Source organism: Metapseudomonas otitidis, from assembly GCF_900111835.1.
In the GTDB taxonomy this organism is placed as follows: Bacteria; Pseudomonadota; Gammaproteobacteria; order Pseudomonadales; family Pseudomonadaceae; genus Metapseudomonas; species Metapseudomonas otitidis.
In genome coordinates, this window is sequence record NZ_FOJP01000020.1 from 95,884 (window position 1) to 109,080 (window position 13,197).

Consider the following 13,197-nt stretch of genomic DNA (forward strand, 5'->3'; position numbering starts at 1 on the left):
TGGGAAAGCCCAGGGCGCCCATCATAACAGGACGGCTCCGCCCAAGACAGCGGACCGTCACAGGGACGCAAGCCACCATGCAAGTGAAACACCTGCTGCTGATCGCCATTCTCGCCCTCACCGCCGCGTGTTCCTCCAAAGAAGTGGTCGACGAGAACCTGAGCGAGTCCGAGCTGTACCAGCAGGCTCAGTCCGACCTAGACAACAAGAGCTATTCCAGCGCCGTCGCCAAGCTCAAGGCCCTCGAGTCCCGCTACCCCTTCGGGCGCTACGCCGAGCAGGCCCAGCTCGAGCTGATCTACGCCTACTACAAGAACGTCGAGCCGGAGGCCGCCAAGTCGGCCGCCGAGCGTTTCATCCGCCTGCACCCGCAGCACGCCAACGTCGACTACGCCTACTACCTGAAGGGCCTGGCCTCCTTCGAACAGGATCGTGGCCTGCTGGCGCGCTTCCTGCCGCTGGACATGACCAAGCGTGACCCGGGTGCCGCCCGCGACTCCTACAACGAGTTCGCCCAGCTCACCAGCCGCTACCCCCACAGCCGCTACGCGCCGGACGCCAAGCAGCGCATGGTCTACCTGCGTAACCTGCTGGCCGCCTACGAAATCCACGTCGCCCACTACTACCTGACCCGCCAGGCCTATGTCGCCGCCGGCAACCGCGGTCGCTACGTGGTGGAGAACTTCCAAGGCACCCCCGCCGTGGGCGATGGCCTGGCCGTGATGGTGGAGTCCTACCAGCGCCTGGGTCTGGATGACCTGGCCGCGACCAGCCTGGAAACCCTGAAGTTGAACTACCCCGAGCACCCGAGCCTGGTCGATGGCCAGTTCGTGCCCCGCGAGGACGAAGCCGATAACCGCAGCTGGCTGGCCAAGGCCACCCTCGGCCTGATCGAGAGCGAAGCGCCGCTGCCCCCGGGCCAGACCCGCGCCAACCAGGACGTGATCAAGCAGTACGAAGACGCCAGGGAAGAAATCCCGGACGAGCTCCAGCCCGAGAACGCCTCGGCTGGTGGCGATACCGGCGGCAAGAAGCGCTCCTGGTTCAGCTACATGACCTTCGGCCTCTTCGACTGAGGCGGATGGACAGTAAAAAGAGGCCTGCGGGCCTCTTTTTTCATGCCTGCGAGGACACAGTGCACAGCACTGCCTTTAGCTGCTGGGCGTGGGGAAACGCCTTGGCTTAAACTGCTGGCCTTTCCCCGGACACTCGAGTTCGACGCATGTTGCGCCTGATCTTCTGGATTGCCGTCATTTTTGCTGCCGTATGGGTATGGCGCCGCATGAAGGCCCGCCCGCCCCGCCAGGAGGCTCCGCCCTCCGAGCCGGCCGCCAGCCCCATGGTTCGCTGCGCCCAGTGTGGCGTCCACGTTCCCCAGTCCGAAGCCCTGCTCAGTGCCCAGCGCTGGTACTGCAGCCAGGCCCACCTCGAACAAGGCAAGGCCAGTGGCGAGCACTGAGTCGCCCTCCCTGGCGAGTAACCAGATCCGACGGATCTTCCGCCTTTACAACCTGTATCGCCTGCTGATCGGCCTGGCACTGGTCGGGCTGATTTCCAGTGAGCTGGACAGCGAGCTGCTGAACCTGGCCCGTGTCCAGCTGTTCCGTAATGCCAGCTGGTTCTACCTGCTGCTGAACATCCTCATTGCGCTGATGGTGCGCCGCCCCCAGCACATGCTGCAGGTGTTCAGCCTGGCGCTGGTGGACGTCATCCTGCTGTCCTGCATCTTCTATGCAGCGGGCGGTTCGCCCAGCGGCATCGGCAACCTGATCATCGTTGCGGTAGCCATTGCCAACATCCTGCTGCGTGGGCGTATCGGGCTGCTGATCGCCGCCGTCGCCGCCATCGGGATGATCTACCTGACCTTCTACCTGAGCTTGTCGCGCCCGGAAGCGGCCAACCAGTACGTACAGGCCGGTGCGCTCGGGGCGCTGTGCTTTGCAGGCGCCCTGTTCGTGCAGGGCATCAGCCGGCGCCTGCAGTTGAGCGAGACCCTGGCCGAGCAGCGTGCTGCCGACGTGGCCAATCTGGAAGCGCTCAACGCGCTCATCCTGCAGCGCATGCGCACCGGCATCCTGGTGCTGGACAGCCGTCACCGGGTGTTGCTGGCCAACCAGGCTGCCCAGGCGATGCTGGGGCACGACGGGCTGGCGGGGCGCCCCCTCGGGCCGCACTGCCCGGAGCTGCTCAAGCGACTGGAGCAGTGGTGGGACAACCCGACCCTGCGCCCCCAGAGCCTGCAGCCGGTACCCGACGGCACGGTGCTGCAGCCCAGTTTCGTCCAGCTGCAGCGCGGTGAGCAGCTGGATACGCTGGTCTTCCTCGAAGACATTTCGCAGATCGCCCAGCAGGCGCAGCAGCTGAAGCTGGCTTCCCTGGGGCGGCTGACCGCCGGTATCGCCCATGAGATCCGCAATCCCCTAGGCGCCATCAGTCATGCCGCCCAGCTGTTGCAGGAGTCCGAAGAGCTGGAGGGGCCCGACCGCCGCCTGGCGCAGATCATCCAGGATCATTCCCGGCGGATGAACCTCGTCATCGAGAACGTCCTGCAACTGTCGCGGCGCCGCCAGTCGGAACCGCAGTTGCTGGATCTCAAGTACTGGCTGCACCGATTCGCCAGCGAGTTCCGCAGCGCCTCACCGGTGGGCCAGACCCTTCACCTGGAAACCAACCCGGGCAGCATCCAGACCCGCATGGACCCCCACCAGCTCACCCAGGTGCTGACCAACCTGGTGCAGAACGGCCTGCGCTACAGCGCGCAGAAGCATCGCCAGGGGCAGGTCTGGCTGAAACTCTTCCGTGACGCCGAGAGCGACCTGCCCATACTGGAAGTGATGGACGACGGCCCCGGCGTCGCCGAGGAGCAGCTCCATCACCTGTTCGAGCCCTTCCACACCACGGAGAACAAGGGCACCGGGCTCGGCCTGTACATCTCCCGCGAGCTGTGCGAGAGCAACCAGGCCCGCCTTGACTATCGACCCCGCGAAGGCGGCGGCAGCTGTTTCCGCATCACCTTCGCCCATCCGCGAAAACTGAGTTGACCATGACCCGACAGAGAGCCCTGATCGTCGACGACGAGCCCGATATCCGCGAACTGCTGGAGATCACCCTCGGCCGGATGAAGCTGGACACCCGCAGCGCCCGCAACGTCAAGGAGGCCCGCGATTGGCTGGCCCGCGAACCGTTCGACCTCTGCCTCACGGACATGCGCTTGCCCGATGGCACCGGGCAGGAGCTGGTGCAGTACATCCAGCAGCGGCACCCCCAGGTGCCGGTGGCCATGATCACGGCCTACGGCAGCCTGGACACCGCCATCAATGCCCTCAAGGCCGGTGCCTTCGACTTCCTGACCAAGCCGGTGGACCTTGGCCGTCTGCGCGAGCTGGTGGCGACTGCCCTGCGGCTGCGCAGCGGCGAATCGGACGAAGAGGCCAGCGTCGACAGCCGCCTGCTGGGCGAATCGCCCCCGATGCGGGCGCTGCGCAACCAGATACAGAAGCTTGCCCGCAGCCAGGCGCCCGTCTACATCAGCGGCGAGTCGGGCAGCGGCAAGGAGCTGGTCGCGCGGCTCATCCATGAGCAAGGCCCGCGCGCCAGTCACCCATTTGTGCCGGTGAACTGCGGTGCCATTCCGTCGGAGCTGATGGAGAGCGAGTTCTTCGGCCACAAGAAAGGCAGCTTCACCGGCGCCATCGAGGACAAGCAGGGCCTGTTCCAGGCTGCCCACGGTGGCACCCTGTTCCTCGACGAAGTGGCCGACCTGCCGCTGCCCATGCAGGTCAAGCTGCTGCGGGCCATCCAGGAGAAGGCGGTACGTGCCGTCGGCGGCCAGCAGGAGGTGGTTGTGGACGTGCGCATCCTCAGTGCCACTCACAAGGACCTGGCTGCCGAGGTGGCTGCCGGGCGATTCCGCCAGGACCTGTTCTACCGGCTCAACGTGATCGAACTGGGGGTGCCGCCGTTGCGTGAGCGCCGCGAAGACATTCCCCGCCTGGCGGACGTGATGCTCAAGCGCCTGGCCGAAGCCTGCTCGCTGCCGGCCGCGACCCTTACCCGTGATGCGCTGGAGAAGCTCAAGACCTACCGCTTCCCCGGCAACGTGCGCGAGCTGGAGAACATGCTCGAGCGGGCCTACACCCTGTGCGAGAACGACCAGATCCAGCCCCATGACCTGCGCTTCACCGAGGCTGCGGGCGCGGCAGAAGGCGGCGAGGCGGACCTCGCCAAGATCGACAACCTCGAGGACTACCTGGAGGAGATCGAGCGCAAGCTGATCATGCAGGCCCTGGAAGAGACCCGCTGGAACCGCACGGCAGCAGCCCAGCGTCTTGGGCTGACCTTTCGTTCCATGCGTTACAGGCTGAAGAAGCTGGGGATCGACTGATCCCCAGACAGGTCAAAGGCGAGCGCTGGGCGCGTAGGGGGTGGGGTCGACAATCGGCTCGCGCCCCAGCATGAGGTCCGCCAACAGTCGGCAGGAGGCCGGCGCCAGAACCAGCCCGTTGCGGTAGTGACCGCAGTTGAGCCAGAGTCCCTCGAACCCCGATACCGGCCCGATGAACGGGATGCCATCGGGCGAACCCGGCCGTAACCCCGCCCAGTGCCCGACGATGGGCTGTCTCGCCAGCGCAGGAATCAGCTCCTCCGCAGAAGCCTGGAGGCACTCCCGCGCCACGTCGGTAGGCGTCTTGTCGAAACCCTCATGCTCCAGGGTGCTGCCCACGAGGATGTGGCCATCCCGGCGCGGAATGGCATAGCGCCCCTTGGCCAGCACCATGCTGGGCAGGAAGCCCGGCTCGCACTTGTAGAGAATCATCTGCCCCTTCACCGGCTCGACCGGCAGCGAGAGGCCGAGCGTTGCGAGCAGCTCGCCGCTCCAGGCGCCTGCAGTAATCAAAATTTTATCTAGTTGTACGCTGCTCTCATCCGTTCTTAATACCCAGTGTTCACCTTTTGTGGCGATGTCTTTTATTGCACTATTCTCAAATAAAGAAACCCCTTTGCTTGATAAATATACTTTCAATGATTGAGATAGTTTTGGGTTTCTAACATTAGAGATCAAAGGTGAGAAAAGTGCGTTGGAATAATGGCTGGAAAGTGCTGGGAGGCGCGCTCTTAGCTCTCCGCTGTTAATCAAAGAGGCCTTAAGTGATTGTGTTTCCGCCCAATGTATGGCTGATTGGATGTCATCAAGTTCAAGCCAATAAATTCCACATTGATAGACTTCAGGGTCAATGGTTGTAGTGTCTCGCAGATGAGTGGAAAGAGAGTTGTAAAATTCTTTTGACCAGTTCGATAGGTTGGTAATTGCATCTGGGTACCTCCAAGGGAATAGAGGAGATACGATACCTCCCCCTGCCCAAGACGACTCTTGGCCTATATTTCCTTTTTCAAAAATACTTACCTTTACTCCTTCTTTGGCTAAAAAATAGGCGCTTAGTAGTCCGATAACTCCGCCGCCAACAATACCAATATGCATGTCTGCCTCGCTGGATTTCAGAGAATGCGATTGTGATTGAGGGAATTTTCGCACAGAGCAGCGCTGTTGTCCTTCGCTATATTGGATTTTTAAAAGCGGGGATTGGAGATGAAGAGTAAGGGCTTTTCTCTGGTGGAGTTGATGGTTGTGGTCGCTTTGGTGGCATCGCTGGCTCTTTGTGGGACATTCGTTTTTGCGCGTTATATTGAGATGCAAATAGATGCTGTAGCGAATGATTATCTAGGTGGGATTTGGTTTGCAAGGGAATTAGCGTTGGTGCATGGAGGGAGGTTCTGTTGGATTCAAAAGATAGGCACTGAGTGGCAGAAGTGGGAGGTGGTGGGAAAGAATGGAGTAGTTCTTATGACGAGTAGTAGGACAGGCAGCGTAGGTTACACTTTTAGGAGCACGCGCACCTTATCTGATGGTATTTGCTTTGATGCCTCCGGGGTGGCGTTGCTGCCCAATGGTGCTTTTCAGGCTGGCTCCATCTACCTATGCGACAGTAAAGGGAACGGTGTCAGGATCACGGTTAATCGCGGGGGGAGGATAAAGCGCTCCATGGGCGTGGTTGAGCAGTTGGGGTGCGCTAACCACTAGTTCCGCCGGCCATCGCCCCAAATCTGCCACATATCGGCGACGCGTGGATGGTGGTGCTGGTAGGTGAGAGCATGTAAGTACGTAATAAAGAGATATGCCCATGCAGCGCATAAAAAAAAATGGATTTACACTTGTTGAAATGCTCGTCGTAGTGACTTTGTTGGCAATTTTTGCCGCCTTGGCAATTCCTGGTTTTGGGGATTTCATGAGGAATAACCGACTGATGGCAGCCGCTGACGAATTCCGAGCTATGGCTGAGTTTGCGCGTATGGAGGCGGCAACACGAGGTGGGCAAGTGACTTTGGCAATTGCAGGTGGCGAAGTTAGCGTGTCTCGTAACGGTGTGGTAACTAAGAAGGCTGTTTTCCCAAGCAAGGTGACGGTTTCAAAAAATATTGGGTCTACTGTTTATTCGCTAAGTGGGGGTTCCAGTCAAGCAATGGCAGTAATCTTCTGTGAAGATAATGATCTGGCGAGTGCCTTCAAAGTTATGGTGGAGAAAAATGGAAGAGTTCGTATTGGAGCGAGAGGGAAGGATGAGACTGGTCAGCCAATTGCTTCGTGCTCGCTGTGATGCAGCTATGAAATCCGATGTTGGTTTCAGCCTCGTGGAGGTCCTGGTGGCATTAGTCGTCATCAGTGTTGGTGTTCTGGGGTTGGTTGCGCTTCAAGGTCGGACATTGCAGTACACCAACGAATCATCGCAGCGCTCTAACGCAGTTATGCTTGCTAATGATCTGATTGAATTGATGAGAAGCAATAGAGCTGCCTTGGTCGATTCTAACGGTTCTATTCGACCAGACTCTCCCTACTTTAAGTCAGGGGGGGCTGCATTTCCAAATAGTGTGGTCTCAGCTTGCGCCTCTTCTAGTGGATGCACTGCTACGGAAATGGCGCAGACACATTTAACCAATTGGGCTGCTCAGGTTAGGAATGCTCTGCCACTAGGAAATAATGCTGCAGATTTTCTAACTAACCAATTCATTATCTGTAGAACGCAGTCGCCTACTGCGGCGAATCCTTGTTCGAATTCGGGATCTAATGTGCTGATTCAAATTTCGTGGCAGGGTAAGGAATCTTGTCCCACCGGAATGGCTTGTACGGCAATCGATGCGGGGCGCCGTGAATTTTATAGGGTGAGCTTTCAGCCATGAGGAATTTGATGAAATTTCATTCCCAGAAGGGCCTTTCTTTAGTCGAGCTCATGGTGGTTTTGGTTATTAGTGGTTTTTTGATAGTGGGTGTAACGCAAATATATTTTGCAAATAAGGTTAACTATATAGCTCAGCAGTCAGTTGGTGAGGTTCAGGATAACAGTAGATTTGCTGCTCGTGTTCTGGAACAGCAGTTTATGAAGGCTGGGTATAAGACGTTGCCTCAGGATAGCCGCGAAATGGCTTTTCCTTCTAGGGCTGCCCAAGGAGGGTGTCCAGCGTTTGCGGCTGGACAAGTTGTAGGCTTGCTTACGTCTGGCAAGGGAGTGTGTCTGCGTTATCAGCGCCGTGTTGCTGGAGAGTTGGATTGTCTGGGAGCGCCTATCTCAACTAATGCCGCAATAGTTACGAAAATAGAACTGAACGGTGATGGTGATCTTCTTTGCAGCGCTCAAAGCGGTACGGCACAGGCTCTAGTTTCTGGAGTTTCAGATATTCAATTCACTTTTGGAGTGGATTTAAATTCAGATCGGGTTGCCGACTCCTTCGTTTCTTCTCCCTCTGCAGGAACAGTGGTTGCTGTTCGAGTAGCACTTCTCCAGAGAAGTGATAATTCGAGTGTTGCCTTGGAAAATCAGAAATATAATTTTCCCCTTTCCTCCGCTGTTGCTGTCACGGCACCTGATGGAAGAATTTATAAATCTACGCAAAACACCTTTACTGTCCGGAGCTACGCCCAATGAGTCATCGCCATTTTGGTAGCGCTCAGAGTGGTGCTGCACTATTTATAAGCTTGATACTCTTGCTTGTCATTACGCTTTTAGCTGTTGCCGGCATGAGAGGCGCCGCATTAGATGAGCGCTTGGTCGGTAATCTCCGAGAGTTGCAGATTACGAGTCAGGCTGCAGAGTCTGCTCTGCGGGAAGGTGAATACCGCCTTGCGGTTAGTCCGTCTCCTCCTATTGTTTCGGGGGGGTGTGAAGTCTCCGTGAGTTTGTGCGTTTTGGATGGTGTCACTTCCAACCTCTACGCTCAAGATTGGGACTGGTGGAATCAAGATTCTCACTCCAAATCCTATGTGGGATCGTCGGGTGTCAATAATAGTATATTTGGTGTTCAGAATCAGCCTCGATGGTTTTCTGCATTTATCGGTTTTGATCCCCAGAATTCTCAAGGCACAGTTGAAGTAACAGATGTTGATGAGCGTCGGCGAGGAGTGGGGCCCTATTATTACGAGGTGAATGCGGCTTCAAGAAGCGCATCTCAAAGAGTAATGTCTACACTCCAAAGTAAAATGGTTCAGCGCTTTTAAGGTGGTTTATGTCTACTGCGTTTATTTCTAAAGCGACGCTTTCTGGTGGCTGCTTGCTGGTGATCTTGCTTGCGGCTAACAATGTTCAAGCGGCAGCGCTAACTATTAGTCAGCAGCCTCTTTTCTTGAATGAATCGGTTGATCCAAATATTTTTGTTACGATCGACGACTCCGGTAGCATGGCATTTGCTTACGCGCCTGACGCAATATCGGCTAACAGGGATCGGGTTTATTTTAAATCCAGTGCATATAATCCCATGTACTACAACCCTTCTGTTGTATACAAAGTGCCTAAAAAGGTAACAGTGGTGAACGGTAATCTTCAGGTTTCCGACTACCCTGCTCCTTCTTTTACCGCAGCATGGCGTAATGGATTCACTCAGACTGGAAGCGTGAATTTGGCAAGCGCTTACAGGGTTACGGTTGACTATGGGCGGGGTCAGGATTTAGAAGTTGGGAACTACTCCGCTGCATATTATTACAACTATGTTCCTTCTAGTTGTGCTAATCCATCTTTGACTAAAGAGTCGTGTTACCAGTTAGTTACGGTGGGTGCGGCTGAGCAGAGTAATTTTGCAATATGGTATTCTTTTTATAGAACTCGTGCGCTGTCTACACAGTCTGCTGCTAGTTTGGCTTTTTATAGTCTGCCCGAAAGTGTTCGAGTCACTTGGCAGGTTCTCAATAATGGTAACTGTAATAATATTGGCTCAGGTTCATCTGCCGGTAATTGCTTTACAAATTACCTCCGACCTTTCTCGGGAAATCATAGGGCCAATTTCTATAGCTTTCTTGAGCGACTGACCGTCAATGGTGGAACCCCCTTGCGCTCTGCGTTACAACGAGCAGGGAGTTTTCTATCTAAGACAGGGGTCAACGGTCCTTATGCCGCTGTACCCGGCACCAGTTCTAGCCCGGAATACGCATGTCGGCCGACATATAATATCGTAATGACTGATGGTCTTTGGAACGGAGATACAATCAACATTGGCAACTATGATAATAACTCGAGGACGCTTCCTGATGGTACTAGTTATTCTGCTAGAGCACCCTACAAAGATGGAGCTAGCAATACGTTAGCTGATTTGGCTTTCCAGTATTGGGCTAATGATGCTAGGCCAGATCTTGCTAACCGTTTGGCGCCGTATGCTCCTTTCAAAAATAGTGATGCTACTACTCAATATTTTGATCCAAGAAATAACCCCGCCACTTGGCAGCACATGGTTACGTATACTCTCGGATTGGGATTGACTACAAGCCTCACAAATCCTCAGTGGGGTGGTTCTACCTTCACGGGTGACTACTCACAGTTATTGTCTGGTTTTAAAGCATGGCCTAATGCTGCCGATAACAGCTCCAACAACGTATATGATCTGTGGCATGCAGCAATAAACGGTCGAGGAGAGTTTTTCAGCGTCGATAGCCCCGATGCGATGGCAGACGCGTTTTCCACGATTCTCAGCCGCATTGCTGACAGGGATACTTCGGCCGCCGCTGTATCGCTGGAGTCGGCTGTGACAACAGCAGGCAACGAAGCTTACTACGCCCGCTTTTCCAGTCAAAACTGGAGCGGTCAATTGATCAAGTATGAGGTTGTCAGTAATTCGCTCACGGGGGGCGTCACTTTGTCGCCAGCCTGGGATGCGCGTGACACGTTGAATGCCCAGTCGCCAGCATCACGCAATATCAAGTTCGCATCTGGCGGCCAGCTCCGTGATTTTCTTTGGAGCAACCTCAGTACTGCTCAACGGGCTCTGCTGCAGAAAGATGAAGACGGAAACTCTGAATCGAATAGTGCCAATGCCCAGCTTCGTGTGAGTTATATCAGGGGTGACAGATCCAACGAAGGAACAGCATCGGGTCGCTTCCGTGAACGCACTTCTGTACTGGGAGATATCATCTACTCAAGTCCTGCAATCGTGGCCAAGCCTGATAGCCTCCCCGCACTTATGGATCGTGCACGTGGTGTTGCTAGTGGTGCTGCTGGTGTTGAGTCGTACGCTGATTTTGCGAAAACTCAGAGAGCCAAGCGAATTTATGTTGGGGCCAATGACGGCATGCTCCATGGCTTTGATGAGAATGGGTCTGAGCGCTTTGCTTTCATACCTACGGCGGTTTTGGACAAGCTCTATGTTCTTTCCGGGCAAAACTATAAGGGAACCAAGCACCGTTTCTTTGTTGATGGGACTCCCGTGGTTTCGGATGTTCTGATTGAAAATAAATGGCGCACCGTGCTTATAGGGACCTTGCGTGGCGGTGGTCGTTCAGTCTTTGCGCTTGATGTTACTGAGCCGGGCAATGAGAAATTGCTCTGGGAGTTTAGTGATTCAGTTGATGGTGACTTGGGGTATACCTTTACTCGTCCGATTGTAACCAAGCTTCATGATGGTAGCTGGGGGGTCGTGCTCTCTAATGGTTATAATAGTACTAATGATAAGGCGGCTCTGTTTATTCTTAATGTGGCTACAGGCGCTGTAATAAAGAAATTCGTACTGCCTACAGGCAACGTGGTGAATGGTCTTTCTTCGCCGCGCGTCGCTGATATAAACGGAGATTTGATTGCGGATTATGTCTATGCCGGTGATCTGCAAGGTAATCTCTGGCGTTTTGATCTTTTCTCGAGCGCGTTGTCCAGCCTCAATGTGATCGCAGCAGATGGGAGTATGACCAATGGCTCATCGAGCGACTGGCGAATTGCATTCAATTCGACTCCGCTATTTACGGCGACTGTAGTGAATACTGCCAATCAAACGGTTCGCCAGCCAATTACTGCTGCTCCGACACTAATACGCCATCCCAGTGGGAAAGGTTTTGTTGTTACTTTCGGAACCGGGAAGTATGTGGAGAGCAGTGATGCTCAAGCCGATACCAGTAAGAATATGAGTCTGTATGGAATATGGGATACACAAACGGCACCTATCGGGACTGCTGTCGTTACTACGCCCTCGCTTTCAAGAACCAATTTGGTAGAGCAAACTATCTCGACTCGTAGTTCGGCAGCGTTTAACGATCTGAACTCCGGTTCAGGTCGGAGTCTTGAGTATCGAATCTTCAGCAGTAATCCGGTTCAATGGTTTGTAAATGGCGATGCATCGCAGGGTATAAATAAATATGGATGGTTTATTGACCTAAAAGAGGCTGGTGTACGTAAGGGGGAGATGTTGACCACCGATCTTACTGCGCGCGCGAGTGTACTTATTGCTACTACCACCATCCCCAATACCGACCCTTGCGAGGCAGGTATTGATCGATGGGTAAACGCTATTGACGGTGTGACCGGTGGAGCAACCAGATATAACGTTTTTGATTTGACAGGGAATAACTATGTGACTGCCGAGGATAGTTTTGGAGGGCAAGTTGTTTCCAGTATCCGAACTCCCGGTTACGGCTCACCGAGTGTGGTTGGTCAAGATGCTTACATAAACGAGCCTGACGGAATTAGACGCGAAAGACTGTCTTTTGGTGAGTTGAGTCGTGGGCGGCAGTCGTGGCGAGTGGTGGAGGAATAGCTAATGAATGAAGTGCTTCGCTTTTTATTCGTCCTTGGTATTTTCATGGTTCCATGCAGCATTTTTGCAGCGGACTATGAGGATGGGGGCGTGGTTGAGTCTGTTGATTTGGCTCGTAATTCCGTTGTGATTGATGGCGTTGTTTATCATTTGGCGAATACGGTTAAGGAAAGTTCTATGCCTTCCGGTCCTCCAGCCATAATGATTTTAAAGAAAGGGATGTATGTTTTTTTCTATGGCAAAGATGCGTCAGCGAAGATGATCGACTCCATCTCGGTTCATTCGAATGGTGTGGAACCGTCTTTAGGTGATGGGCGAGGTGCTGATGAGCATTAAGGATAAGGGTTTTACTCTTGTAGAGCTGTTGATAGCGTTAGTGATTCTATCGATTCTGGCTGCTATTGCTATACCTAGCTACACCAGCTTCGTTCTACGAAGTAATCGTAGTGAGGGGCAGGCATACCTGAATGATGTTGTTGCTAGACAAGAGCGCTTCTTCACTCAAAATAGCGTTTATATAGTCAAAACTTCCGATATATCAAATTTAGGGATTTCGGCACAATCGAGAACAGGCCTTTATCAGCTTACGGTTTCGGAAGGGGGAAGCTCGGATGGTGGATACCTCTTAACCGCTACTGCGATCGGTAGTCAGGCAAGAGATGATGACTGTAAAACGCTCACGCTAAATGCTGTTGGTGACAGAGGTTTCACTGGCACAGGCACTTTGAGCACCTGCTGGAAATAGGCTTCGTTCGGCAGGGAAACGGGTGTATTGGCGATGTGGTGTCAGAGGGGGCAAAAGTGAGCTATATACACCCCAACACCACCTCCAACGCCCTGGCCTGATCCTCCGCCAGGTCGATGATGTGGAACCCCGCCCAGGCGTGCTGGCCGTCTGCGCCGGGGCGGCTCCAGAGGCAGTCGGCGCCGAGGCGGACCTCGGTGATGCCGTCCACGGGCTCGGCGGGGACCAGGCGGCACTCCCAGACGGAATCGGTGGCCAGCGGCGCTTCGCTGAACAGCATGAAGCCATCCAGGGAGAGGTCCACCACGCGGCCCAGGCGGTTGCCGGAATGCAGGTCGTAGACCTCCACCTGGATGCCCGCGTTGTGGCGACTATGATGACGGCGGTCTTCCATGGTG

14 protein-coding genes are annotated in these 13,197 nt (G+C 54.8%); 12 read left to right on the forward strand and 2 right to left on the reverse strand.

Translation table 11 applies throughout. The features are described from left to right. The first annotated feature begins 77 nt into the window (after positions 1-77). The 4 genes from BM198_RS24050 to BM198_RS24065 all read left to right on the forward strand — a co-directional run bounded on the left by BM198_RS24050 (position 78) and on the right by BM198_RS24065 (position 4,384). A complete protein-coding gene (locus tag BM198_RS24050) occupies positions 78-1,076 on the forward strand; it encodes an outer membrane protein assembly factor BamD (RefSeq protein WP_044410365.1) in 999 nt (332 codons plus the stop codon). Positions 1,077-1,222: 146 nt separating this feature from the next. Then, positions 1,223-1,459 (forward strand): PP0621 family protein, encoded by a 237-nt coding sequence (locus tag BM198_RS24055; RefSeq protein ID WP_074972999.1) that lies wholly within the window; start codon positions 1,223-1,225, stop codon positions 1,457-1,459. Further along, a complete protein-coding gene (locus BM198_RS24060; protein WP_074973001.1) occupies positions 1,446-3,041 on the forward strand; it encodes a sensor histidine kinase in 1,596 nt (531 codons plus the stop codon). Before BM198_RS24055 ends, BM198_RS24060 begins: the two co-directional genes overlap by 14 nt. 2 nt (positions 3,042-3,043) lie before the next feature. Further along, positions 3,044-4,384, forward strand: a complete 1,341-nt coding sequence (locus BM198_RS24065; protein ID WP_074973003.1) for a sigma-54-dependent transcriptional regulator — start codon at positions 3,044-3,046, stop codon at positions 4,382-4,384. Between the two features lie 12 nt (positions 4,385-4,396). On the opposite strand, the gene BM198_RS24070 is transcribed toward BM198_RS24065, so the two are convergent. Further along, positions 4,397-5,479: an NAD(P)/FAD-dependent oxidoreductase gene (locus tag BM198_RS24070; protein ID WP_074973005.1), complete on the reverse strand. Its 1,083-nt coding sequence runs from the start codon at positions 5,477-5,479 to the stop codon at positions 4,397-4,399. A gap of 108 nt (positions 5,480-5,587) precedes the next feature. Here BM198_RS24070 and BM198_RS24075 point away from each other — a divergent pair, with 108 nt between their 5' ends. The 8 genes from BM198_RS24075 to BM198_RS24105 all read left to right on the forward strand — a co-directional run bounded on the left by BM198_RS24075 (position 5,588) and on the right by BM198_RS24105 (position 12,799). Next, a complete protein-coding gene (locus tag BM198_RS24075) occupies positions 5,588-6,079 on the forward strand; it encodes a prepilin-type N-terminal cleavage/methylation domain-containing protein (protein WP_074973007.1) in 492 nt (163 codons plus the stop codon). Positions 6,080-6,179: 100 nt separating this feature from the next. Continuing rightward, positions 6,180-6,653: a pilus assembly FimT family protein gene (locus BM198_RS24080; RefSeq protein WP_167368489.1), complete on the forward strand. Its 474-nt coding sequence runs from the start codon at positions 6,180-6,182 to the stop codon at positions 6,651-6,653. Continuing rightward, positions 6,583-7,233: a type IV pilus modification protein PilV gene (gene pilV / locus BM198_RS24085; protein WP_167368490.1), complete on the forward strand. Its 651-nt coding sequence runs from the start codon at positions 6,583-6,585 to the stop codon at positions 7,231-7,233. Before BM198_RS24080 ends, pilV begins: the two co-directional genes overlap by 71 nt. 8 nt (positions 7,234-7,241) lie before the next feature. Beyond that, complete coding sequence (locus BM198_RS24090; protein WP_167368491.1) at positions 7,242-7,976, forward strand: PilW family protein; 735 nt, start codon at positions 7,242-7,244, stop codon at positions 7,974-7,976. Beyond that, positions 7,973-8,545: a pilus assembly PilX family protein gene (locus BM198_RS24095; protein WP_074973014.1), complete on the forward strand. Its 573-nt coding sequence runs from the start codon at positions 7,973-7,975 to the stop codon at positions 8,543-8,545. Before BM198_RS24090 ends, BM198_RS24095 begins: the two co-directional genes overlap by 4 nt. An 8-nt stretch (positions 8,546-8,553) precedes the next feature. Then, positions 8,554-12,054 carry a pilus assembly protein gene (locus BM198_RS24100; RefSeq protein WP_074973086.1) on the forward strand — a complete coding sequence of 1,167 codons (3,501 nt, stop codon included), beginning with the start codon at positions 8,554-8,556 and terminating at the stop codon, positions 12,052-12,054. A 3-nt stretch (positions 12,055-12,057) separates the two neighbouring features. Continuing rightward, entirely contained in the window at positions 12,058-12,390 is a 333-nt protein-coding gene (locus BM198_RS29870; RefSeq protein ID WP_139233703.1) for a PilY2 family type 4a fimbrial biogenesis protein, read from the forward strand. After that, positions 12,380-12,799, forward strand: coding sequence for a type IV pilin protein (locus BM198_RS24105; RefSeq protein WP_074973093.1), 420 nt, complete (start codon positions 12,380-12,382; stop codon positions 12,797-12,799). Before BM198_RS29870 ends, BM198_RS24105 begins: the two co-directional genes overlap by 11 nt. A gap of 61 nt (positions 12,800-12,860) precedes the next feature. On the opposite strand, the gene BM198_RS24110 is transcribed toward BM198_RS24105, so the two are convergent. Next, positions 12,861-13,193, reverse strand: a complete 333-nt coding sequence (locus BM198_RS24110) for a PilZ domain-containing protein (RefSeq protein ID WP_074973016.1) — start codon at positions 13,191-13,193, stop codon at positions 12,861-12,863. Between the last annotated feature and the right edge of the window lie 4 nt (positions 13,194-13,197).

Bases quoted from the DNA above. Each gene is read 5' to 3' on its own strand.
- BM198_RS24050 (WP_044410365.1), top strand. From the start codon at position 78: ATGCAAGTGAAACACCTGCTGCTGATCGCCATTCTCGCCCTCACCGCC.
- BM198_RS24055 (WP_074972999.1), top strand. From the start codon at position 1,223: ATGTTGCGCCTGATCTTCTGGATTGCCGTCATTTTTGCTGCCGTATGG.
- BM198_RS24065 (WP_074973003.1), top strand. From the start codon at position 3,044: ATGACCCGACAGAGAGCCCTGATCGTCGACGACGAGCCCGATATCCGC.
- BM198_RS24070 (WP_074973005.1), bottom strand. From the start codon at position 5,479: ATGCATATTGGTATTGTTGGCGGCGGAGTTATCGGACTACTAAGCGCC.
- BM198_RS24075 (WP_074973007.1), top strand. From the start codon at position 5,588: ATGAAGAGTAAGGGCTTTTCTCTGGTGGAGTTGATGGTTGTGGTCGCT.
- BM198_RS24080 (WP_167368489.1), top strand. From the start codon at position 6,180: ATGCAGCGCATAAAAAAAAATGGATTTACACTTGTTGAAATGCTCGTC.
- pilV (WP_167368490.1), top strand. From the start codon at position 6,583: ATGGAAGAGTTCGTATTGGAGCGAGAGGGAAGGATGAGACTGGTCAGC.
- BM198_RS24090 (WP_167368491.1), top strand. From the start codon at position 7,242: ATGAAATTTCATTCCCAGAAGGGCCTTTCTTTAGTCGAGCTCATGGTG.
- BM198_RS24095 (WP_074973014.1), top strand. From the start codon at position 7,973: ATGAGTCATCGCCATTTTGGTAGCGCTCAGAGTGGTGCTGCACTATTT.
- BM198_RS24100 (WP_074973086.1), top strand. From the start codon at position 8,554: ATGTCTACTGCGTTTATTTCTAAAGCGACGCTTTCTGGTGGCTGCTTG.
- BM198_RS29870 (WP_139233703.1), top strand. From the start codon at position 12,058: ATGAATGAAGTGCTTCGCTTTTTATTCGTCCTTGGTATTTTCATGGTT.
- BM198_RS24105 (WP_074973093.1), top strand. From the start codon at position 12,380: ATGAGCATTAAGGATAAGGGTTTTACTCTTGTAGAGCTGTTGATAGCG.
- BM198_RS24110 (WP_074973016.1), bottom strand. From the start codon at position 13,193: ATGGAAGACCGCCGTCATCATAGTCGCCACAACGCGGGCATCCAGGTG.